Raw genomic sequence first — 22,141 nt, 5'->3', positions numbered from 1 at the left:
TAAGGCGATTAAACCTATTATAGATTAATAATCTGATGCTAAACCCTCTCCCTGATGATTTGCAAATGTTAATTGATTTTTTAAAGACGCCAACGCCCAAAGCCTGGATCGACGCAGCCGTCAACCACATTCCTTTACTTCTGCTTGATCATGCTCACTGTGAACGAAAAGCGGCAGCCACGGCCATCAATTTCATGAGCAAGTACCCTGAAAACCGAGCGCTCATAGCGATGATGTCCCCGCTGGCACGGGAAGAGTTGCTTCATTTTGAGAAAGTCATTGATTTAATGACGGCGCGGGGTCTCGCGTTCGGCCCGCTTCATCCCTCCGCGTATGCTCAACAGCTTCATGCCATGATCATTCGGCGGGATGGCAAGCAGCGGTTATGTGAGCAATTACTGGTAGGCGCCATTATTGAAGCACGCTCCTGCGAACGCTTTAATGCTTTAATCCCCTGTCTTGAGGACAAGGTATTGCAGAAATTTTATCAGTCGCTGGTTAAATCCGAGGCACGGCATTTCGAGAACTATTTAACACTGGCCTCCGATTGCGGTGTTGATTTCGGCACACGCCTCACGGAATTTATTCAGCGAGAAAACGAGTTAATCACGCAACCGGACACGGTGTTTCGTTTCCACAGCGGCATACCCTGCGTTGAGCAGGGCAGATCGAATCAGGGTGCGGGTGAAGATGAGGTGACTTTATCCATTTCCGCATTCATGTGATAACGATGGGAAAAGAAGCTTTGCAGACTGTTTTGATCATCCGCATTCAGTTGAATGAATGCCTCTTTGGTCATCGGCTGCTTGCTGGTTCTATCCTTTAACACAGGCGGATTCTGGCTATTGTCCATTGCGTACCCGCGTGTTTTTGCCCAAGCCAGAAAACCGCTTTTAAAAACGTCTTGTTGCTCATCAGGAAGCGGTTTGCCGTCATAAGTCACCGAAAGCGTGGTTCCGCCTTTGTCCGTGAAATCAACATTTAATTTCAAGGGGAATAAATCGTCTTTTTTCCAGCCTTTTTCGCGCAGCTTGTCACCGATTCTATCGCCGAGATGCAGGCCTTTATCATCCAGCATTTTAACCAGGGGAGCAAAACCCAGTTTGGTGTCCCAAATGCCTTTCAGTAAGGGTTCAATCGGGCGATTATCAAATGTCACACAGAGTGCGGCGTGCAAGGCTCTACAGGCATTAAGGATATTCATCATGGCGGTCATCCATTCGTTATATCCTTCCATCCCGCGACTCAGCAGATCGTCAGCCATTTTGCCGACCTGAGCCCATTTTTCGATCACCTTGATATCGCGTTCTTCTTTACGCAGCACATCGACTTCGCTTTTAAGTTGAGCCTGCCGTTTGGTCTCTTCCTCGGTCAGGGCTCGTCGGATTGACCGATCACGTTCGTCTTCCAGGGCTTTTTTGGCATTCTCTTCCCTGGTTAATTCTTCACGGGTTTTCATAAAAATACCTCATCGAATAGGCTGTATAAATTCAAAACCTTTTGGTTGATCATAACACAGTATTTTGGGCGTGTCATCCCAATCACTGAGCACATAACGGTAATAATCCATCGTTTCATGATGATAACGGCTAAGCCCCGGTTTATGCGTATGCCCGTGGATGACCCGTTGCACCCCGTAACGGTACAGGTGTTTAAGGACATCGTTCGCAACCACATCCATCATCTGCTCATCCTTGTTGCGGTTTTGCTGACTGCGTTGCCGGATATGGCTGACTAACCGGTTGCGGTAGCTCAAGGGGAGTTTTAGAAACAGAGCAGTAAAAAGACGGTTACGGGTTATACGTCGGAAACGCTGATGCGCTTTATCCAGCGTGCAATAACGGTCGCCATGGGTCAACAAAACCGGCACACCGCCGAGTGTAATCAGGCTTGGGTCCCGTAAAAGGGTCATTCTTGCCATGGTTGCGAAACGGTTGCCCAGGAGAAAATCGCGATTGCCGTGAAGGTAATAAATGACAAGTCCCCGCGCTGCAGCCTGCGCAAGCGTGTTGGCAATGGCGGAACTCCAGTCATCGATGCCGTCATCTCCCGGCCAGGCGTGGAAAAAATCACCCAGAATATAGAGGGTTCGTGCGTTAGCCACCGCCCATTGCATAAAGTCATTAAAGCGATGGGTAATGGCGGGTACATCAGGGTGCAGGTGCAGATCGGAGATAAAAACAGCCTCTAGCATAAAGGCTCGATCTGAATGTGTTCATCCTGAAGATAAATCTGACAGGGCCCCTGATGCAATTCGATGGCATCGCTTAAGCGGTAAAATCCGGCAATGGACACGAGTTCGGCTTCCAGCGATTGGCAGAATATTCGAGCGTGCCTATCCCCGGACATGCCGGCTAAAGCCCGCCCGCGTAAAGCACCATACACATGAATATTCCCGTCGGCCAGCAATTCAGCGCCATGACTGACCGAGGCAGCAATCACCAAGTCCCCGCCCTTGCAAACAACCTGTTGGCCAGAGCGTACCTGGGTGGTTAATAATTTGCTTTTAATGGGCTCGGAAGCCGGAACTGCCTCCTCAGAGGCCTCATCCAGTAAGGGCTTGTCATGAGTCGATGAGGCGTGGAGAACCGCAAGCCCCATGCATTGCCCTATGGAATTTAACAGTGGATTCGCGCCTTGAATGGCCACTGGCAAAATGCTTTTTAACCGCAATGCCTGACAAAAAGCCTGGAGGTCGATTTCACTGTCCTGGATGGCGGCAAAGTCCAATACTACCGGAGTATTATCAAATAACTTGGGCGCTTTGGCGATCACTTCATCCAAATAATGCTCAAAAATGGTGAGATCATGATTCAACAATTGCAGTACTGTAAAGGTGTAAAGCCTGCCCTTGAGCTTAAATGCTTGTGATTTCAACAAATTATCTGCCATAACTACGATATCCATCACTGACTTTTTTATTTATACTAGCATGAGGCAATAAATAACAGAAGGACATCATCGTGGATAGAATATGGTTGGCGCAATACCAGGAGGGCGTTCCACATACAATTAATCCGGAAGAGCATGCCTCCCTCGTCTCCTTGTTTGAAGATTCATGTAAAGCGCATGCCAAAAAAACAGCCTATGTCAATCTCGGTTGTGAACTGACCTACGAGGAACTGGACAGGAAAAGTTATCAGTTTGCGTTGTACCTGCAACAGCTCGGTTTAAAGCGGGGAACCCGCGTTGCCCTGATGATGCCCAATGTACTGCAATACCCGATTGCTCTCTTTGGCCTGCTTCGCGGCGGCTTCATCGCCGTGAACACCAACCCGCTTTACACCAGTGACGAGTTGATTCATCAAATGAATGATTCCGGCGCCGAAGTGATTGTCGTGTTGGCCAATTTTGCCAAAACGGTGGAAAAGGCCCTGCCCCATACTGGCATTAAACACGTGGTGGTCACCGAAATAGGTGATGTTTTTCCAGCGGTTAAACGCATCCTGGTGAATGCCGTCGTCAAATACATTAAAAAGCTGGTTCCTCCCTACCACCTGCCCATGGCCATTCGTTTTAATGACACCTTAAAACACGACAGCGGCAAAACGCTTAAACCCGTGTCATTGAATCATCAGGATATCGCCTTTCTGCAGTATACCGGCGGTACCACCGGGGTGGCCAAAGGGGCGGTATTAACCCACGGCAACATGGTTTGCAATGTGCTGCAGGCTTATGCCTGGATTAAGCCCCTGCACATCGAGGAGCAGGACATTATCGTCACGGCGCTGCCGCTTTACCATATCTTTTCATTAACGGCCAATTGCCTGACTTTCCTTAAAGCCGGCGCGAAAAACATTCTCATTACCAATCCCCGCGACATTCCACATTTCATCGATGAAATCAAAAACAGCCGTTTTACGGCCATTACCGGGGTTAATACCCTGTTTAATGCCCTGCTGAATAATCCCAAGTTCAAGGACATCGATTTCTCCCGGGTTAAACTGGCGCTGTCAGGCGGAATGGCCCTGCAGAAAAGCGTATCCCTGCGCTGGAAAGAAATGACCAAAACCCGCGTGCTTGAGGCCTATGGCCTAACGGAAACATCACCCGCTGTCACCATCAATCCCATGTACCTTGAAGATTACAATGGCAGCATTGGCTTGCCCCTTCCCTCAACCGACATTACCATTCGTGATGAATCAGGACAGGAAGTGTCTCTCGGTACACCGGGCGAGTTGTGTGTCAAAGGACCGCAGGTCATGGCCGGTTATTGGCAGCGGCCGGATGAAACGGCATTAGTCTTCACCAAGGACGGTTTTCTGCGCACAGGCGACATCGCCACGGTCGACGACAAGGGGTTTGTGTATTTAGTTGATCGTAAAAAAGACATGATTGTGGTCTCAGGCTTCAATGTTTACCCTAATGAAGTGGAACAGGTCATCAGCATGCACCCCGGCGTCCTTGAGGTGGGGGTTGTTGGTGAACCGCACGAAGAAACCGGCGAACGTGTGAAAGCCTGCATTGTCAAACGTGACCCGAAATTAACCGCGGAGGAAATTATTGCCTTGTGCAAAGAGCATCTGACCGCGTATAAAATTCCCAAAGTGGTCGAGTTCTATCATGAGTTACCCAAAACCAATGTCGGCAAGATTCTGCGCCGGGCTTTGCGCGGGTAATCAATTCGTTAAATCAAGGGCGCACAACTGCATCATGATGCGTGCGGTTGCGCCCCAGACGAATCGGTCAGGCTCACCCAAATAGCGGCAGGACTCAAACACCAGCCCTTCTCGTTCAACCGGGATGAATTGATAATTTGCTTTTTTACACACCTGGCTCAATGGCGTGCGAAACACCTCGGCCACTTCCTGATTATCCAGCCGGCAGGGAGTTAAGGTTTTGATTCTGGCCAGCCAGGGATGAATAATAAAGCCCGTCAGTGTCCTTTCCATTGTCAGTGGCCTCTCGGAATAGACACGCCCGGCATCAATGCCCAGTTCTTCCCACAACTCCCTTAAGGCCGTGTGGTACAAATCGGAATCGCCGGCCTGCCAGCGACCCCCTGGAAAACAGATTTCGCCAGGATGATTTTTTAACTGCTGGCTTCTTTGCGTGAGAATTAAGGACTGACTGCTCTCCTCAATCAGCACCATCACCGCCGAATCAAGACCTGCCATTTCTCTATCCATTTTTTTCAAGCTCCCGGCTGATGGCTGCAATTTTGGTAAAACATTCCTGGTATTCTTCGTCACAATCTGAATCAATGACAATACCGCCGCCGGCGGAGAGGCTGATTTGCTGCTGACGGGTTATCAGGGTACGGATAGCGATGTTGGTATCAAAGCGGCCATGAGCGGAAAAATAACCGATGCTGCCGCAGTAAGCCTCTCGCCGGAAAAGCTCCTGCTCGGCAATGACCCGCATGGACTCCCGTTTAGGCGCGCCGGTAATGGATGCACCGGGGAAGCAGGATAAAAAGGCATCCACTGGCAAAATCCCGTCACGGCAACGGGCTTCGACATCGCTGACCAAATGATGCACGGCGGCAAAACTTTGCAAGTCGCATAAATGGCGGACTTTGACAGTTCCCGGTTGGGCAATTTGACTGAAATCATTCCGCATCATGTCGACAATCATCACGTTTTCCGCACGGTTTTTGTCACTGGACAGCAGGCGGTTTTTATAGTGTTCATCGAGCATGGGATCACTGGATCGACGCTCAGTGCCCTTAATTGGCGAAGCCAGTAGAACGCCATGATCCATGTTCATGAATCGTTCAGGTGAAAAACTGACAAGGTCGCCCTGATCGGTTTTAAGGCAGGCTGCAAAGGGAACCGGATTGGTTCGCCGGATACGAGTATAAATATCCCAACTATGCCCTTCATAACCAGCGATGAACGGTTGCGTGTAATTGGCTTGATAACAACGCCCATCCTGCAAAGCCTGTTGAATCTGATCAAACGCCTCATGGTATTGCTCGCGGGAAAGCAGGGGCGTAAACGGACGGATGTTCAAGGGATGACGCACTGCACACGGGCGATGCCAGAGGGCTAAGGCTTCATTGACAATGGCGTTGGTGTCAGCCTGGCTGTTGGCGGAAAACAATTGCACGGTTTTTTGCAGGTGATCAGTAATGATTGCCCAATCATAGAAACCCCAGTGAGCCAACGGGCTTTTTCCCGGTAACGACCTTGGCTTATCAACAGGAATCCCAAGAAGAGCGCACCCAAAATCATACGAGAAAAAGCCAAGGGCTCCGCCCTGAAATGGCAAATCCAGGGGCAATGTACGTGATGGCAATGCCGCTTTAAGCCGGTCTAAAAACCCGGGCAGGTCGTTTGCATTTTCAATCGTAAGTGTCTCATAGGGGCAGGCCGTCACAATGTCGTAACGTCCGCGCACCCTGTCACTACTTTCCAACAGGGCAAAGCCGGGTAGATTCTGCAGGGCCTGATAATGGTCAATCAGCTCCTCGCGATAAGGTAGATGAATAAGGCTGTAGTCGCTCAACACGTCAATCCGCTAATCCGCTGAAAGGTCATTAAATAGCCTGAGTATAGGCTAATTTGTCACTCTGATTCCAGCTTTACGCAATGGCCCTGCCATTTACTGGCTAAACGGGCTTAAGGGTAGTTTTTGCCAAAAATAGTGAGTATTCTATGGCGAATGTTTGTGACAAGGAGAGAATCAGTGACGACTGTCGCCCGTTTCGAAATCACCTTTACTCAATATATTAATGAAAAAGGTGAACAAAGCCATCCCCTGCCGGCATTCGCCAAAGAGAAAGCCGTGATGCAGGAACTCTATCGCATCATGGTCCGCACCCGAACCTTTGATAAAAAAGCCATTGCCCTTCAACGCACGGGAAAAATGGGAACCTATGCTCCCATCAATGGTCAGGAAGCCATCTCCACCGCCATCGGCCATGCCATGCGCAAGGAAGACATTCTTGTACCCTATTACCGCGATTATGCCGCCCAATTTCAGCGTGGCGTCAAAATGTCAGAAATTTTGGCTTATTGGGGAGGCGATGAGCGCGGCAGCCAGTTCAGCTGCAATTCCGAAGACTTGCCCATTTGTGTCCCCATCGCCTCGCAATGCCTGCACGCAGCCGGCGTCGCGTTCGCATTTAAATACCGTCAACAGCCGCGTGTCGCCGTGACCTGCATTGGCGAAGGCGGCACGTCCGAGGGCGATTTTTACGAAGCCTTAAATGTCGCCGGTGCATGGAAATTACCGGTTGTTTTTGTCGTCAATAACAACCAATGGGCGATTTCCGTGCCTTTGTCCAAACAAACCGGCACAGAAACTGTCGCACAAAAGGCCATAGCCGCCGGTTTTGCCGGAGTCCAGGTGGACGGCAATGATGTCATTGCCTGCCGCGATGTGATTGGTGAGGCCATTGAAAAAGCCAGACGCGGCGAGGGCCCTACCCTGATTGAAGCCATTACCTATCGCCTCTGCGATCATACCACCGCCGATGACGCGACCCGTTACCAACCTCAGGAAGAAGTCGAGGAGGCGAAACTGAAAGAACCCATCGGCCGTTTCAAGCACTTCCTTGAGCAACAAAAGTGCTGGTCGGCTGACGACGAAAATCAATTACAAACCGAGGCTGCCGACCTGGTGCAGGCCGCTGTCGACGAATACCTGTCCCGTCCGGCGCAACCGATTACCAGTATTTTTGATTACCATTACGCACAATTGCCGGAGTATCTGGTGGAACAGCGTGCGATAGCCATGGAGGAAGCAGGTCATGCCTGATATAACCTTGATTGAAGCGGTGACGCAAGCCCTGGCCTATGAATTGCAACAGGATGAAAATGTCGTCGTTTTCGGCGAAGACGTCGGTAAAAACGGCGGCGTGTTTCGCGCCACCGTCAATCTGCAGGAACGTTTTGGTGAACACCGCGTGTTTGATTCGCCGCTCGCAGAATCCATGATTGCAGGCTTGGCCATCGGCATGTCGGTGCAGGGATTAAAGCCAGTGGCTGAATTTCAGTTCATGGGTTTTATTTACCCCGCGATGAACCAAATCATCTCCCATGCAGCCAGAATGCGAAACCGCACCCGCGGCCGCCTGCATTGCCCGCTGGTGTTCAGGGCGCCATTTGGCGGCGGTATCCGCGCCCCTGAACATCATTCTGAAAGCACCGAGGCCTTGTTTGCCCATATCCCCGGATTGCAAGTGGTTATCCCTTCATCGCCAAAGAGAGCGTATGGCTTGCTGCTGGCCGCCATCCGTAATCCGGACCCGGTGATTTTCCTTGAACCCAAGCGCATTTATCGCCTGGTTAAACAACCCGTGGAAGACAACGGCGAAGCCCTACCCTTAGGCCAATGTTTTACCTTAAAAGAAGGCGAGGACGTCACACTCATCAGCTGGGGCGCAAGCATGCATGAAACGCAACAGGCCGCCGCGCAATTGGCGGAAGAAGGCATTTCCTGTGAAGTCATTGATGTGGCGACAATCAAGCCCTTGGACATTGAAACCATTCTCGCTTCCGTTGAAAAAACCGGCCGTTGTGTGATTGTCCATGAAGGCGCGAAAACAGGCGGTGTGGGTGCGGAAATCTCTGCCCAGATTATGGAACAGGCGATGGATGCCCTGCTTGCCCCGGTTCAGCGCGTTACCGGGTATGATGTGGTTATGCCTTACTTCCAGCTGGAAAAACACTACATTCCCAGCGTCAAACGAATCAAAGACAGCGTCTTAAGCATAATGGAGTGACCATGAACATTTTTAATTTACCTGATCTGGGCGAAGGTCTGCCGGATGCCGAAATACACGAGTGGTTTGTCAAGGAAGGCGATACCGTCAAAGCCGATCAACCGCTGGTCTCCATGGAAACCGCCAAAGCGGTTGTCGATGTACCCTGTCCCGAGGCAGGCACCATCGTCAAACTGTTCGGGAAACCAGGCGACGTCATCAAAACCGGCGAACCGCTGGTGGGCTTTGCGGCCAGTGAGGGCGTAAAAAAAGCCGACAAGGGCACCGTGGTAGGCAACCTTGAAGAAAGCAGCGAAATCAGCGAAGACCATTTCACTATTGGAGCAAGCCGCAGCAACACGCAGCGCATCAAGGCAACACCTGCGGTTAAAATGCTGGCTAAAAAGCTGGGCGTCAACCTGCAGGCAATTACCGGTACCGGTGAGCACGGGGTTATTACCCGTCAGGATGTGGAAGCCGCGGCCAATAAACAAAGCGTTTTACCCGAAGGCTTTGAACCGCTGCGCGGTGTGCGCCGTGCCATGTTAAACAGCATGGTGCAATCGCATCAGGATGTCGTCCCCGTCAGTATTTTTGATGAAGCGGACATTGAGTGCTGGAAGGACGGCAATGACATCACGGCCCGCCTTATCCGGGCCATCTGCGACGCCTGCAAGGTGGAGCCGGCACTCAACGCCTGGTTTAATACTCAGCATGGCGCACGCAAATGTTTCGACGAGGTGCATTTAGGTTTGGCCATGGACAGTGACGAAGGCTTGTTTGTGCCCGTTATCCACGGCGCAGAGCGATGTGCGCCGCATGAATTACGTCAAATCATCAATGAATACAAACAGGCGGTACGGGATCGGGCCGTTGCACCGGAGAAATTGAAGGGAGCAACCATTACCTTATCAAATTTCGGTAAATTCTCAGGAAAGTTTGCAAGCCCCATTATAGTGCCGCCCATGGTAGCCATTTTGGCGGTCGGCCGCCTTTATCAGGGGGCTGTGGTTGAAAACGGGGCGGTCAAATCGCACCGTCTATTGCCCTTATCCTTAAGTTTTGATCACCGTGCCGTTACCGGCGGTGAAGCCACCCGTTTCCTGGGTGCCGTGATTCAATCCTTAGCGCAGCCGTCGTAATAGAAAAAAAGATTGTTGGGGTTACCCCCAACAATCCCTGATTTAAGCGGCGGGCGCTGCCAACTGCTCCAATGCCTCATCAACCTGATCAACGTTCTTCTCACGTTGAGTCTTGTCCATAAAGAAGGCCGCATACCCTTGGGTTGACTTGGATCGAGCCAGTTTAATGCCCAAGGCAATGCCGAGCGTGAAAAGTCCAGCGACGATGTTGGCTACCACCGGAGCAAACCAGGAACGTTCGCTGTGCATTTTGTCGTCTTCGCTGCGTAGAATATCCCTCATTTCGTCAGTAAACGAGCCCAGTTCCTGCGCAGTGACCTGCTTGCCATCGTCAAGCTTCGCTCCGACAAAATCATCGAGACGATCCTTTAGTTTTTGGGAGACGCGATTAACCGCACTCACCACTGTCTCCGAGTGATTCTGCAATTTCTCATAGTTCCTCATCGCATCAATTCTGCCATACAGGACCCTAAGCGCCTCACTCACCTCATTTTTGCCAATCCTTCTCGATGATGAGTTTTCCTCATCGTTGTTGAGTTGGATTAACTCCTCCGAAAAGTCTTGTCTTCTTTCCTGCAATGCCACCAGCAAACGCCTCAGCATAGGCCGCAACGTTAAGCCCGGAAATTCATTTCGGCCACGTTCAACCAGTTCATAGAGTCGATTAAAGGTCTCCAGATTCCCTTTCTCTTTAAACTCACGCAACAGGTCGCGGAGTTTACCCAGGTAAGTTTTACGTTTTTCAGCGTCTTCCGATGAGAAGAAGAAGTCTTTAACAAAGAAACGTTCAGCACGTTGGGCCTCATACCCGTCTTCGCCGAATAAGCCCAGGTATTCATCCATGACTTTAACACGACTGGCTATGTGCCGCTGCGTTTGCTCAAGAATCTGCTGGTTATCATGCATTGCCTGATTCAGCGTGGAAATGTTTTGCTTTACAGTGTCCAGTGATTCCTGAAGGTTCCCTTTAAGCGCTGATTCAGAGATCGTCTTTGTCAACTCATTCAGAGGCGCTTTTATTTTAACCAGATAGGCCTCAACTTCTTTCCTCTGCTCTTGTTGTTCTTTATCCTCTTTGAGGCTGTGATACTTAAATTTCAGTGAATCAGTGTACTGCTTAACCTTGTTAGAAATGGCTGCCAGGAGCGCTTGACTGTCTTTTACCAATTGGGCACTGATTTTCACGCTTTCCTCAGCAACCACCTCAAGCGGTTGCTCATTTTCATACTCTTCTATCAGAACCTCATCTTTTAAAACACCGAGCTTCAAGGCGAACTCCTGATGTTTTTCCTGCAATCGCAAAAGTTTTTTAAGTAAAACCTCATGACTCGTCAGCAAAACAGAGGCCTCATTCAGACGCTCCGGCGCGTCGCTGGATTGGCTGTTGGTGCTTTGTAAACCAAGATCTGCCAATTCCTTTTTCAATTGAACGGCGTCGATTTTAACAGCCTCAAGGTGCTTGTTAATCAATGAGCGGGCAAGCATTTGCAATTGCCCACGATTCGCCGCCAATTGTTTTTCGATGCTAAGCCGATTGGCTTCATAATCCTTGTGATTGGAAATACCGTTTAATGTTGCCAACAACAACTGGTAAGTGGCCGATAATTGGTGATACTGATCATACAAAGCCTTGATGCTATTTTCAGCATCAGACTGATTGATTTTTTCTCCGAGACCCGCGATTCCTTCTGTCAATTGAATAATTAATCCAATTATTTCGACATTAGGCTTCAGCTCGTCAATGGTCTTTTTCGATGCAATAATAAGCGCTTCCTGTTTTTTGCGTTCTGCACTTAGTGACGAAAAGTCCTGGTTAAGCGTTACAATGGCCTTTTCCGAATTGTTCTGGTCTTCGACAATCAAGCACAAGCCTGCATAGCGTGTGTCAAAATTCTTTTTTTCCAGCCCAAATGCCGTCTCTTGCGGTTGCCATGCCAGAGCCAGGGCTCTGGTGTGCGCTTTTTCCTCAAGGGACTTTCTTTTCGCAACGCATAAATTATTAAATAAAACAAGAGAATACTGGTACTCTTGAGAATTGACATCCAGGTTGCCTTGCTTTTGTTTGAATTTCCATAAACTCTCAATTTGATCAGGCTTGGCATCCAAAAAGGTCAACAACATGTTAAAGCTTTTTTTGAAGGGGTCAAAGAGCCCAAGCTTGAACCCCTCAATATTCCCCATGGCCTCAAAATCAATGATGAGTTTGTTTTTCATGAAGCATTTTTCGATTTTTTCCATTACCTGTAAATCGGCGTCTACCGTGTCTGGGTAGGCTTGCGATTGGATTTTCCATGTATCCAGAGCGCCATTGAATGCTTCGTATTTCGCTTCAGCGGCCACTTTAAAATCAGTCAGTTCTTTAACGGAAGTAAAATTCGCAGATAAAGCAGTACCATCTGTTTTTTCGATTAATCCAGCCACTGCGGTGGCTGATTCTTTCATCTGCCGCCATTGTTCAGGAAGAGCTCTTTCATAATCCTGAATCATTTTTTCATGCCGCTGTCGATCCTGCTCAGTTTTAGACAACGTCTTGTCTGTCTCCAAAGCCTGCTGCATCAGCGTGTGTAATTGCTTTTCCTCATCAGACAACTGCTTTTGTTTCTCGGCATAATGCTGCTTGATACTTTCGATGTTGGTTGAACGCATGCTTTCTAAAAACTCCAGTGCAGATTGTGCTTTTTTTAATTGAAATACCATCTCGTCACGGTGACGTAAAACATCGAGCCGCAAGTGGGCTATGCGCTCATTCAGGGCGGCTCTTGTGTCTCTTTGCGGGTTGTACAAGGCGTTGATTTCATCGTTTAATGCAGGATAAGACGCCTGAAGCAGACCGCTATCGCGAACCGGGACGGGATTTTCGAGTTGGTCTACAGACTTCTGATGCAGGGCCAAACGCTCAAGATCACTGTCCACTGCTAATAACTCATTCTTCAACATCGCTACTTGCTGCTCAACTTCCTTCGGCTCAAGAGAACGAGTGGTATTAAGCTTATCCAAATCAGCATTGATCGCATCCAGAGTCCTCCCTACCGCGGCACTTTGCTCTTTATTAAACGTCAGTTCAGCCTCATACCAGGCTTTGTGAATGGCCGGTACCTGATCTTGCAATTGACTTTGTAGTTGCTTAAGACCGGCTTGTTTTTCCTCAATGTCTTTTACAGCCTTCGCATACGCTGCCTTAAGAATTAATCGTGCAGGAACCAGTTCCAGGGGCGTAGTTGTTATAAAGTACTCCGGGATATCCTCTTCACCCACGACGCCACTGGAGGTTAAACTGGCCATTTGCTGCTGCAGTTCTCTTAACGTCGCGTCAGCCGAAGCAATCACTTTGTGTATCCACTCACTCTGCTCATGCAGCAAAGCCGCCTGACTGGCATGGGAGTGCCCTTCTAACGTCAAGGGTTTAGAAGCCCGGGCGTATTGCTCATTAAACTCTTGTGTCAGCTCATCCAGGCCGCGTTGGGCTTTCTCAAAGCGGGCCTTTTTTTCACCCTGAGTTTTCGCTTCAGCGAGTCCTTCTTCAGTGTCTGCCGACTTCGTTAAATAGTCGGCAAGACCGGCCTTAATGAGATCGTCGGCCATGCCGCGGTTATTGCTGAACAGGGACTGAAAATCGAGGGTGATGGATTGATTGCTGAATTCCATTTTAAACACATAATGCTTCGCCTCACCCTGTCCCGGCGTGTGAGAGGCCGCAAATAAGCCGGGAATTTTGATTTTCAGCGCATCAGGGTTTAAAAAGGAGAATAATTCATCAATGGATTGCGGCATCGTCTTCAGGCCGTACCAACAATCGACAGCCAGAGCATAGCTCATGGGGTGCGCGACCAAAAACATATAGGGGGGGTTACCATTCAGTAATTTTGGTAGTGCTTTTTTAAAGTCTTCTGGTTTTGAGCTGCTAAAATCCCATTCATCAATGAAAGTATCGACCTGTTTCAGGATGGATTCCAGATCCACTCCTGGAATGGCGAGCACACTTTCCAGGATGTTTGTCTTTCTCAATTCTTCTTTAAAATAGTTGCGGAAATCATCGATTGTGTCAGCATTGATGCTTTTTATCTTCCCAGCTTTACAGGCATTTTTAAAAAGCGTCTCAACATTCTTTTGAATGGCTTTGATTACCGCCTGCTCAGGTGTAGAAAACACATCCATGTGTTTTTTAGAAATGTCTTCAATCGTGTTTTTGATGCCGTACCAGGTGAGAGTATCAGGGTTTTTGCCGGATTCAAACTCAGGCAATACCTTCTCTTTCAGGGCTGCCACCGTCGCGGCCACGGCAGCCACTTGCGATTTGGCATAGCTTAATTCCCGTGAGTGGGGGGCGCTCGCATACTCTTTCTGCAAGGCTACAATCTTGCGTTCAAGACGGTTTAAAAACTGACCAAAACCACTGTCAGCGATAGTTGTAAAAGGCTTTCCTGATGCTCGACGTCCCATAGACTTACCCCAAGCTTAATGATGGGTATACTTTATAGGATGAAGCTTAAGTAATTATTAAGCTTATTAAAAACAGTGCGCTTTTTTTAAATGTAAGTTGTTCAGTTTTTGTTTTTATGTGTGCTTTTTCGATGATCAATGGCGTGCGTCCGATGGCTACTCGTTAGCCGTTATTTCAAATCGGCAGCGGATAAAGGTATGATAATGGAGTATTCAAGTCTTTTGACCAGAACAAGGATGTCCATCAATGAACAGGAAGCCTTTACCCTTCCCCGTTTTATTGCTGTTAGTATTGTCGATTCTTCTAGTCGCTGGCTGCGGTTCTTCCCCGACAAACAACACCGCGGCGCCGGCGGAAGTCGACGTCGCTCATCCGCTCACAAAGAAAATTGTTGATCTTGATGAATACACCGGCCGTTTCCAGGCCATTGAAGAAGTGGACATCCGCGCCCGGGTTACCGGTTACCTGGATGCCATTCGCTTTAAAGACGGCCAACGAGTGGAAAAAGGCGAGGTGCTTTTCATCATCGACCAACGCCCTTTCCGTTATGCCTTAACACGGGCTGAAGCCCAGCTGGTTTTAGCCAAACGTCAATACGAGCGCGCCACCCAGTTAAAAAAGGAAAGTTTTATTTCCAACGAAGTCATTGATCAACGCTGGCAGGAAATGCAAACCGCGCAAACACGGCTTGATGAAGCAAAGCTCAATCTTGAATACACCGAAATCAAATCGCCGATAAGCGGCAAAATCAGCCGTTATTTTGTCAGCGTCGGTAATCTCATCCGCATGAATGAGACGGTTTTAACGCGCGTGGTATCCACTGATCCCATCCATTTTTATTTTGAAACCAGCCAGAACGAGCTATTAAAATACATTCGTCTCACGAAGTCTGGACACGGTTTGCGCACAGAGGAAGGCGGCAGTACGATTCACATCAAACTTCAGGATGAGCAGGATTTTATCCATCAGGGCAAAATGGATTTCATGGATAACGTCGTTGATACCGGCACAGGCACGGTACAATCGCGGGCCATTGTTCCTAATCCCGACGGCATTATCTACCCCGGCTTGTTTGGCCGGGCACGTTTGAGTGGCAGTGCCGAGTATGAAGCCCTGCTTCTGCCGGACAAAGCCATTAATACCGAACAAACCCGTAAATACGTCTATGTCGTGGATGATAAAAACCGGGTTCAGCGCGTTTATGTTGACTTGGGTCCTCAGCGTGACAGCGGCTTTTATGTGATAAAAAAAGGATTAAAAGGCAATGAGTGGGTTGTCATCAATGGCATCCAGCGAATCCGCGCCCCGGATCAGGAAGTAAAGCCGGTGCCAATTCCCTTAAGCGAAGATCACTGATAATGCTGACTGGACAAGGATCGATTGCATGAGAATCGCGCATTTTTTTATTGACAGACCTATTTTTGCCACGGTCATTTCGATCATTATCGTACTCGTCGGCGGCCTGTCCTATTTCAATCTGCCAGTCGAACAATACCCGCAGGTGGTTCCGCCCACGATTCAGGTGACGGCTGCTTACCCTGGCGCCAACGCCAACACGGTAGCGGATACAGTAGCCACACCGATTGAGCAGGAAATAAACGGCGTCGAAGGCATGCTCTACATGAGCTCGCAATCAACCGATGACGGCCAGATGCGGCTCACCATTACCTTTCAATTGGGAACCAACCTCGATCAGGCCCAGGTGCTGGTTCAAAATCGCGTGGCTATCGCTGAAGCAAAGCTCCCTGAAGAAGTAAGACGTTTAGGAGTGACTACTGCTAAAAACTCGCCTGATTTGCTACTGGTGATTAATTTATACTCACCCAATGGCCAATACGATCAGACTTTTATTGGTAATTACGCGGTGCTGCAAATCCGCGATCGCATCAAACGAATTGAAGGGGTCGGCGATGTGCGCCTGTTTGGGGCCAGTGAATACGCCATGCGCTTATGGTTAAATCCCGATCTCATTGACTCCTACGAACTGACGCCCAATGATGTTCTTGAAGCCCTGCGTTCACAGAATATTCAGGTCGCCAGCGGCGCATTAAACCGGCAACCGCAGAAAAAACAATACGGCATTGAATACAACATTGAAACCCAGGGCCGCTTGATAAAACCCGAAGAATTCGAAAACATCATTATCAAATCGGGTGAAGGCGGCCGAATCCTTCGTCTTAAAGACATCGGGCGGGTTGAACTCGGATCGCAGGACTACCTTACACGCGGGTACCTCGGTAAATACCCAGCGGTTGCCCTGCCTGTTTTTCAGCGTCCAGGCACCAATGCACTGGCCACCACGGATGCCATTATCGCAGCCATGAATGACTTGTCGACACGCTTTCCGAAGGGCATCGACTATAAAATTGCCTATAACCCCACGGAATTCGTGAGGGAATCCATTCATGAAGTATCCAACACCATTTTTGAAGCGATTGTCCTGGTGGTGCTGGTTATTCTTGTTTTTTTACAGTCCTGGCGTGCCGCCATTATTCCAGTTGTGGCTATTCCGATTTCATTAATCGGCACCTTTGCCGTGATGCAGGCCATTGGCTTTTCACTGAATTACCTGACCTTGTTTGGATTGGTGCTAGCCATCGGCATTGTCGTGGATGATGCCATTGTCGTGGTTGAAAACATGGAGCGGAATATCGAAGCCGGTTTGGCTGTACGTGACGCGGCGAGAAAAACCATGAGCGAAGTCGGTTCGGCTTTAGTCGCCATTGGTCTGGTTCTTATTGCCGTCTTTCTGCCGACGATCTTCCTTAAAGGCATATCCGGGCGTTTTTATCAGCAATTTGGTACAACGGTTTCCGTTGCCACAGCCATTTCCGTTTTTGTGTCCCTGACCTTAAGTCCCGCGCTGGCTGCTCTGCTGCTTAAGGCACATCATCACACGGAAAGCGAAACCATCCCTGTTTTCAAAAGACCATTGCTCGCTTTTAACCGTTTTCTGCAATCCGTCTCCAAACGCTATGGAAAAACCATCAGTACCCTGACACGTCGTGCCAGCGTGGTTTTGGTCGTCTATCTGCTGTTAATTTCCCTCACGGGCCTGCTCTTTTACTTTGTCCCGCGCGGATTTATCCCCAAGCAGGATCAGGGCTATTTTATCGTGTCCATTCAATTGCCGCCCGGGGCGTCATTAAGCCGAACTGACCAGGTAGTGCAGATGGCCATCGCCAAACTTCTTGAAACACCTGGAATTGCCAATGCCGTGGCCTTCACCGGTTTTTCAGGCGCCACCTTTTCAAACTCATCCAATGCCGCCGCGATTTTCCCGGTCATGAGTTCATTTCGGGAGCGGGAACGTCTGGGGTTAAGCTACAACGACATGCTGGCTACGTTAAGACAAAAACTGAATACAATTAAGGAAGCCATGATTGTAGTCATTCCACCGCCGCCCGTCCGGGGAATTGGAAATGCTGGCGGGTTTAAAATGATGATTCAGGATCGCGGCGGGCGCGGCATTGAGGTGTTAACGGAGGCGGTTGCCACCCTGGCTGAACAGGCCAACAAGTCGCAGGCAGCCACGTCGGTCTTCACCTTTTTTGAAAACAGCACACCACGAATACGTTTGCAACTCGACCGGGAGAAGGCGGAGCGTCTGGGTGTCCCCGTTGCCCGAATCACGGAAGCGCTGGAAGTTTATCTTGGATCCATCTTTATCAATGACTTCAATTACTTGGGACGGACTTTTCGTGTCATCGCGCAGGCTGACTCGGAATACCGCCATACCGCCGATGATTTGCTGCGCATCAAGGTGAGGAACAATCAAGGGGAGATGGTGCCCATCGGCTCGGTTGCAACCATGGAAAACACCGTAGGTCCCACGCGCTGGCCTCGATACAACTTATATAATGCCATTGATCTTCTGGGTGATATTGCCCCGGGATACAGTACCGGCGATACACTCACGACAATGGAAAATTTAGCTGCTCAATACCTCCCGGATGGCATTGGTTATGAATGGACAGAAATTGCCTACCAGCAAAAGGCCGTCGGTCATACCGCAATCATTGCCTTTGTATTAAGCGTTATTTTTGTGTTTTTAGTGTTAGCCGCTCTCTATGAAAGCTGGATTTTACCCTTGGCCGTCATCCTTATTGTTCCCATGTGCCTGTTCTCATCCATGCTCGGCATTAAACTATTGGGTATGGAAAACAACATCATGAGCCAGATCGGTTTTATTATCCTCATCGGCCTTGCCTGTAAAAATGCCATTTTAATTGTCGAATTTGCACGCAAACTGGAGCTTGACGGCGCTAACCGCTGGAAAGCGGCAATTTTGGCCGCCAAACTGAGGCTTCGACCTATCCTCATGACTTCTTTTGCCTTTATTTTAGGCGTATTTCCCTTAGTCATTGCCGCGGGCGCAGGCGCAGAAATGAGGCGGGCCTTGGGTGTGGCGGTCTTCAGCGGCATGCTGGGCGTCACCTTTTTTGGGTTAATTTTCACCCCGGTTTTTTATGTATTAACCAGCCGATTCAGCCGGCATAACCGGCCAAAGACTTGAGTTAACTGAATGTCAGCGTGGACATGGCCGCAATAGCCAGGGACTCCTTGACCCACTGATTGAGCCCTGCCATTCGCTGGGCACTAATGCCCGCCGCCACCTGGTCATCCACGCCAGTCGTAGGAGACTGTGGAGGTTGAGCTTTAGCTGGAGAGCCGGCTTCGTCGCTCTGGGGTTTAGTCTCTGATTGCTCCGAGATTTTCGCTAAATAAGCTCTCAAACGGCTGTTTTGTTCCTTCATTTTGAAGTTAACGCGTAAATTACGCTCCTCTTTCTCGCCATAACGATCTTCTACAATCAGACGGTAACGGGAAGTCGATAACCTGAAGGTTTTGTCTTTGGCATTCACAACCTCATCGCCGGCATGATTTGTTACGTCATCAATAATCTGCAGGGATTGGGATGTTCGTACCAATCGTGGGGGCAAGGCGCTGACAACGCAGGGAAAATCATACGTGTCAGTGATTTGCCCTTCATCCATACAGCCAATGACGCCAGTTTTGTAGAGTTCAATGAGGCGCCTGCATTCGCTGGCACTCTCGCTATTTTCATGTTCTTTCATGTACTGATACAAATCCTCAAAACTGGATTGATTGGACAACATGGCAATGCTATCCAGAGCCAGGTAAGGGCAGGTTCGGCCAGCAATCTGCAGTGTCGTAACCGGGATGTACACGGTTGTTTTGCAAAAATCAGCCAGGCTTCCAAACCGTATTGTATCGCTCAATAACAAAGCCAGCACCACGGATTGCTTCATACCGAGCGGATCACAAATGAATACACTCAATTCCGGCTTATCCTTAGAGTTTGCCTTAAACACAAACTCCAGAAAGGACCAATGGGTTAAGTCAGAACCTTTATTACCCACCGCCACCTGAAACCTGAAATCACAGGCATTGCTATCAATGATGGTGACCAACGCACTATCGAGCTCTTCGATTTCTGAAGTGAGCATGGCAAACGCATGCAAATCGCTGCCTTTTTGTTGCCGCTCAAGGCGTTTAACATGTAACGACAGGGCCATTGCTTCAACCGGAATATCGCCGGGCTGACCAAAGTCTTTTAAAAGGTGTTCCATTTCAGATACAGATTTCATATGGGATTACTCGCTTTTCAATACCCCCATAGTATGCCCAATTTGTGATGACTTTTCAATCAATTTGTTTCAAGTTTGTATTGTAAGATGCATTTATGTTGCAATGCTTCTCATTTGGTGTAAAATTTATCCAGTTATGAAATTGAAACTCTTATCGATTATTACAGGGATAGCGATTGCCGTCTTAAGCCTCACCGTCTGGTTTAAAAAACTCAATGCGCTTGAACTTCGACCTGCGACGTTTAAGTCATTGCCTGGTTGGCAACAGGCGGATCTCGTCCAGTCATTAACCACCTTTAAACACTCGTGCAAAACCTTTCTGCGCCAGGATCCGCAGGGTCGGGCAGGCAGTCACAGGATTCCACTGTTGGTTAAGGATTGGCAACCGGCCTGTCAGGCAGCGCTCGCAATCCATCACCCCGACAAACAATCAGCCCGTGCTTTTTTTGAAAAATGGTTCACCCCGGTTGCCTTTTACAACAACCGTCCAGTCAAGGGGCTTTTCACTGGCTATTACATGCCATTGCTTTATGGCAGTCTGACTAAAACCAGGGAGTTTAATGTGCCAATTTACGGCCTCCCCTCGAATTTAGTGACCGTCAATCTGGGGGATTTCAATTCCCGCTACAACCATTCCCGTATTGTCGGGCGCTTGCAGGGCAATCAATTAGCTCCCTACCCTACCCGAAAGCAAATCAACGAAGGGGCCATTCACGGTAAAGCGCCTGTTCTGGTTTGGGTTAACAGTGCCATTGACCGCCTCTTTCTGGAAATTCAGGGCTCTGGTGTTGTCCAACTACCCGATGGACGCCGACTGTATGTCGGGTATGCCGGTGAAAATGGCGCACCCTACACGCCAGTCGGGCGCATACTGGTTGAAAAAGGGATTATGACTAAAAAAACCGCTTCCATGCAGGGCATCCGCGCTTACCTTGAAGCGCATCCTGACGAAATGGACAACATCATTAACCAGAACAAATCCTTTGTTTTTTTCCGTATCCTAAAGCAGACTGCCGCATTGGGTGCACAGGGAATAGCGCTGACTCCCGGTTATTCATTAGCTGTAGACAGGCAATGGATCCCGCTGGGCACACCGTTATGGCTTAGCACAACCCACCCGGACAAGACCCATCAGGACAAGAAAACACTTAAGCGGCTGATGATTGCCCAGGATACCGGTGGAGCCATTCGCGGCATGGTCAGGGGGGATGTTTTCTGGGGAGCCGGCCAAACAGCGACCGACATCGCCGGAAAAATGAAAAACAGGGGACGATACTGGCTATTATTGCCCAGGCATTCCATCCCGCATCTGCCTAAAACGCTGACTTAATCCACCGAAGGGGATTTTTCAAGGAGTGATTTAAGCAGAGGGCTTAACAGCATGGCTTTGGGATTCCCCTCACCGGGTCGAGTTTCTGTACTTAATATCGCATCCAAACTGACAATTTTGTAGCCATTTTTCTGGTACATTTCAATAATGTCCTTCAGCACCAGGCTGTTAAGCAGATTGGCATGGATTAGCAAAATCTGCCTGGAATCTGCATCACCCCGCTTTTTTGCCTTGGCTTCCGCTTTCAGTGTCTGGTTCCAGATAAAATTTAAATACCGTTTTTTAAAGGAGGGCAGATTTTGTTGACGATTTCGCCAGTGAATCGCTAAAAATTGCGCATTGAATTGAAAATCTTTACTGTCTACGGTGACTGGAGCGATCACATAGCCAAGAGCAGTCAAAAATTCATAAACCTGTTGTTTTTTTTCACCCTGACTTTCAGCTAAATAGGGGTAGCGGAAATACTTTGTGCCAACCAGCAAGGGAGCCAATACCTTGTCGGCACGTTTTATGTCCTGGGTGTATTGGTGTGCCGTCACGCTGTTTAAACTGCGGTGAGAATAGGTATGATTCCCCAGCTGATACCCGTCGTCACGAAATTTCTCCAATAACTGCCACTGATCTTTTTCGATGGTTCCAGCGATCACAAAACCGGTTGCCGGGACGTTGTATTGATTTAAAGTGTCCAGAATTTTAGTGAGCCGTTCATTTTCACGCCGGATTCGTCCAGGATCATTGTGGGTGGAGCCTACGAAGGGAAGATCATCAATGGTAATGGCTATCTCCCGCACTTGCGCAAACAGGGTTGAACAGCAAAAACACATCAAACCCAGCACAAATTGACGATGATTTTTCAGCATGATCTGTCCTTATGATTATGCAGCTCCAGGGGATGGTTTTCACCGGATTGGTTTAGTATTACTTTAAATAACCCAGTTAGACAATACTTCCTTTTTTCAAAGCCTC

Annotated in this window: 16 protein-coding genes; 8 read left to right on the top strand and 8 right to left on the bottom strand. The window is 48.9% G+C overall.

The window, feature by feature from the left end; all coding sequences use genetic code 11:
* Positions 1-35: 35 nt before the first annotated feature.
* Positions 36-725 (top strand): tRNA-(ms[2]io[6]A)-hydroxylase, encoded by a 690-nt coding sequence (locus tag GH742_RS07470; RefSeq protein WP_203454021.1) that lies wholly within the window; start codon positions 36-38, stop codon positions 723-725.
* On the opposite strand, the gene GH742_RS07465 is transcribed toward GH742_RS07470, so the two are convergent.
* Genes GH742_RS07465 through minC form a run of 3 tightly spaced genes read right to left on the bottom strand, consistent with a single transcriptional unit; the run spans position 674 to position 2,892 of the window.
* The gene (locus GH742_RS07465) at positions 674-1,459 is read right to left on the bottom strand and encodes a hypothetical protein (protein ID WP_203454020.1); all 786 of its coding nucleotides are present in this window, start codon (positions 1,457-1,459) and stop codon (positions 674-676) included. The genes GH742_RS07470 and GH742_RS07465 overlap by 52 nt on opposite strands.
* A 9-nt stretch (positions 1,460-1,468) precedes the next feature.
* Positions 1,469-2,194 (bottom strand): UDP-2,3-diacylglucosamine diphosphatase, encoded by a 726-nt coding sequence (locus GH742_RS07460; protein ID WP_203454019.1) that lies wholly within the window; start codon positions 2,192-2,194, stop codon positions 1,469-1,471.
* The gene (minC, locus tag GH742_RS07455; RefSeq protein ID WP_203454018.1) at positions 2,188-2,892 is read right to left on the bottom strand and encodes a septum site-determining protein MinC; all 705 of its coding nucleotides are present in this window, start codon (positions 2,890-2,892) and stop codon (positions 2,188-2,190) included. The genes GH742_RS07460 and minC overlap by 7 nt, the downstream gene beginning before the upstream one ends.
* A gap of 71 nt (positions 2,893-2,963) precedes the next feature.
* On the opposite strand from minC, the gene GH742_RS07450 reads away from it, so the two are divergent.
* Complete coding sequence (locus tag GH742_RS07450) at positions 2,964-4,619, top strand: AMP-binding protein (RefSeq protein ID WP_203454017.1); 1,656 nt, start codon at positions 2,964-2,966, stop codon at positions 4,617-4,619.
* Here GH742_RS07450 and GH742_RS07445 read toward each other — a convergent pair whose 3' ends face one another.
* Together GH742_RS07445 and pabB are read right to left on the bottom strand one after the other, a co-directional pair.
* A complete protein-coding gene (locus GH742_RS07445) occupies positions 4,620-5,129 on the bottom strand; it encodes a CoA pyrophosphatase (protein ID WP_203454016.1) in 510 nt (169 codons plus the stop codon).
* Positions 5,122-6,450: an aminodeoxychorismate synthase component I gene (gene pabB, locus GH742_RS07440; RefSeq protein ID WP_203456881.1), complete on the bottom strand. Its 1,329-nt coding sequence runs from the start codon at positions 6,448-6,450 to the stop codon at positions 5,122-5,124. The genes GH742_RS07445 and pabB overlap by 8 nt, the downstream gene beginning before the upstream one ends.
* Before the next feature lie 180 nt (positions 6,451-6,630).
* Here pabB and pdhA point away from each other — a divergent pair, with 180 nt between their 5' ends.
* The 3 genes from pdhA to GH742_RS07425 are packed head-to-tail and all read left to right on the top strand — an operon-like array spanning position 6,631 to position 9,792.
* Positions 6,631-7,704, top strand: coding sequence for a pyruvate dehydrogenase (acetyl-transferring) E1 component subunit alpha (pdhA, locus tag GH742_RS07435; RefSeq protein ID WP_203454014.1), 1,074 nt, complete (start codon positions 6,631-6,633; stop codon positions 7,702-7,704).
* Entirely contained in the window at positions 7,697-8,671 is a 975-nt protein-coding gene (locus GH742_RS07430; RefSeq protein WP_203454012.1) for an alpha-ketoacid dehydrogenase subunit beta, read from the top strand. The genes pdhA and GH742_RS07430 overlap by 8 nt, the downstream gene beginning before the upstream one ends.
* Positions 8,672-8,673: 2 nt before the next feature.
* On the top strand, positions 8,674-9,792 hold the full coding sequence (locus GH742_RS07425; RefSeq protein WP_203454010.1) for a dihydrolipoamide acetyltransferase family protein: 1,119 nt from the start codon (positions 8,674-8,676) through the stop codon (positions 9,790-9,792).
* Positions 9,793-9,834: 42 nt separating this feature from the next.
* Here GH742_RS07425 and GH742_RS07420 read toward each other — a convergent pair whose 3' ends face one another.
* The gene (locus tag GH742_RS07420) at positions 9,835-14,232 is read right to left on the bottom strand and encodes a hypothetical protein (RefSeq protein WP_203454008.1); all 4,398 of its coding nucleotides are present in this window, start codon (positions 14,230-14,232) and stop codon (positions 9,835-9,837) included.
* A 247-nt stretch (positions 14,233-14,479) separates the two neighbouring features.
* Here GH742_RS07420 and GH742_RS07415 point away from each other — a divergent pair, with 247 nt between their 5' ends.
* Complete coding sequence (locus GH742_RS07415) at positions 14,480-15,589, top strand: efflux RND transporter periplasmic adaptor subunit (protein WP_203456780.1); 1,110 nt, start codon at positions 14,480-14,482, stop codon at positions 15,587-15,589.
* A 28-nt stretch (positions 15,590-15,617) separates the two neighbouring features.
* The gene (locus tag GH742_RS07410; RefSeq protein WP_203456779.1) at positions 15,618-18,749 is read left to right on the top strand and encodes an efflux RND transporter permease subunit; all 3,132 of its coding nucleotides are present in this window, start codon (positions 15,618-15,620) and stop codon (positions 18,747-18,749) included.
* 1 nt (position 18,750) lies between these two features.
* Here the strand turns inward: GH742_RS07410 and GH742_RS07405 are convergent, their stop codons facing one another.
* The gene (locus GH742_RS07405) at positions 18,751-19,845 is read right to left on the bottom strand and encodes a hypothetical protein (protein WP_203456778.1); all 1,095 of its coding nucleotides are present in this window, start codon (positions 19,843-19,845) and stop codon (positions 18,751-18,753) included.
* A 136-nt stretch (positions 19,846-19,981) separates the two neighbouring features.
* On the opposite strand from GH742_RS07405, the gene GH742_RS07400 reads away from it, so the two are divergent.
* Entirely contained in the window at positions 19,982-21,175 is a 1,194-nt protein-coding gene (locus GH742_RS07400; RefSeq protein WP_203456777.1) for a murein transglycosylase A, read from the top strand.
* Here GH742_RS07400 and GH742_RS07395 read toward each other — a convergent pair.
* Positions 21,172-22,035 carry a polysaccharide deacetylase family protein gene (locus tag GH742_RS07395; protein WP_239005306.1) on the bottom strand — a complete coding sequence of 288 codons (864 nt, stop codon included), beginning with the start codon at positions 22,033-22,035 and terminating at the stop codon, positions 21,172-21,174. The two genes, GH742_RS07400 and GH742_RS07395, sit on opposite strands and share 4 nt — an antisense overlap.
* Positions 22,036-22,141: the final 106 nt, after the last annotated feature.

The organism is Legionella sp. MW5194, assembly GCF_016864235.1.
In the GTDB taxonomy this organism is placed as follows: domain Bacteria; phylum Pseudomonadota; class Gammaproteobacteria; order Legionellales; family Legionellaceae; genus Legionella_C.
This window is presented reverse-complemented; position numbering and strand designations above follow the sequence as displayed.

Coding starts and splice junctions, on each gene's coding strand:
- GH742_RS07470 (WP_203454021.1), top strand. CDS start 36: ATGCTAAACCCTCTCCCTGATGATTTGCAAATGTTAATTGATTTTTTA.
- minC (WP_203454018.1), bottom strand. CDS start 2,892: ATGGCAGATAATTTGTTGAAATCACAAGCATTTAAGCTCAAGGGCAGG.
- GH742_RS07465 (WP_203454020.1), bottom strand. CDS start 1,459: ATGAAAACCCGTGAAGAATTAACCAGGGAAGAGAATGCCAAAAAAGCC.
- GH742_RS07405 (WP_203456778.1), bottom strand. CDS start 19,845: ATGAAATCTGTATCTGAAATGGAACACCTTTTAAAAGACTTTGGTCAG.
- GH742_RS07445 (WP_203454016.1), bottom strand. CDS start 5,129: ATGGATAGAGAAATGGCAGGTCTTGATTCGGCGGTGATGGTGCTGATT.
- GH742_RS07460 (WP_203454019.1), bottom strand. CDS start 2,194: ATGCTAGAGGCTGTTTTTATCTCCGATCTGCACCTGCACCCTGATGTA.
- GH742_RS07410 (WP_203456779.1), top strand. CDS start 15,618: ATGAGAATCGCGCATTTTTTTATTGACAGACCTATTTTTGCCACGGTC.
- GH742_RS07395 (WP_239005306.1), bottom strand. CDS start 22,035: ATGCTGAAAAATCATCGTCAATTTGTGCTGGGTTTGATGTGTTTTTGC.
- GH742_RS07420 (WP_203454008.1), bottom strand. CDS start 14,232: ATGGGACGTCGAGCATCAGGAAAGCCTTTTACAACTATCGCTGACAGT.
- GH742_RS07425 (WP_203454010.1), top strand. CDS start 8,674: ATGAACATTTTTAATTTACCTGATCTGGGCGAAGGTCTGCCGGATGCC.
- GH742_RS07430 (WP_203454012.1), top strand. CDS start 7,697: ATGCCTGATATAACCTTGATTGAAGCGGTGACGCAAGCCCTGGCCTAT.
- GH742_RS07415 (WP_203456780.1), top strand. CDS start 14,480: ATGAACAGGAAGCCTTTACCCTTCCCCGTTTTATTGCTGTTAGTATTG.
- GH742_RS07400 (WP_203456777.1), top strand. CDS start 19,982: ATGAAATTGAAACTCTTATCGATTATTACAGGGATAGCGATTGCCGTC.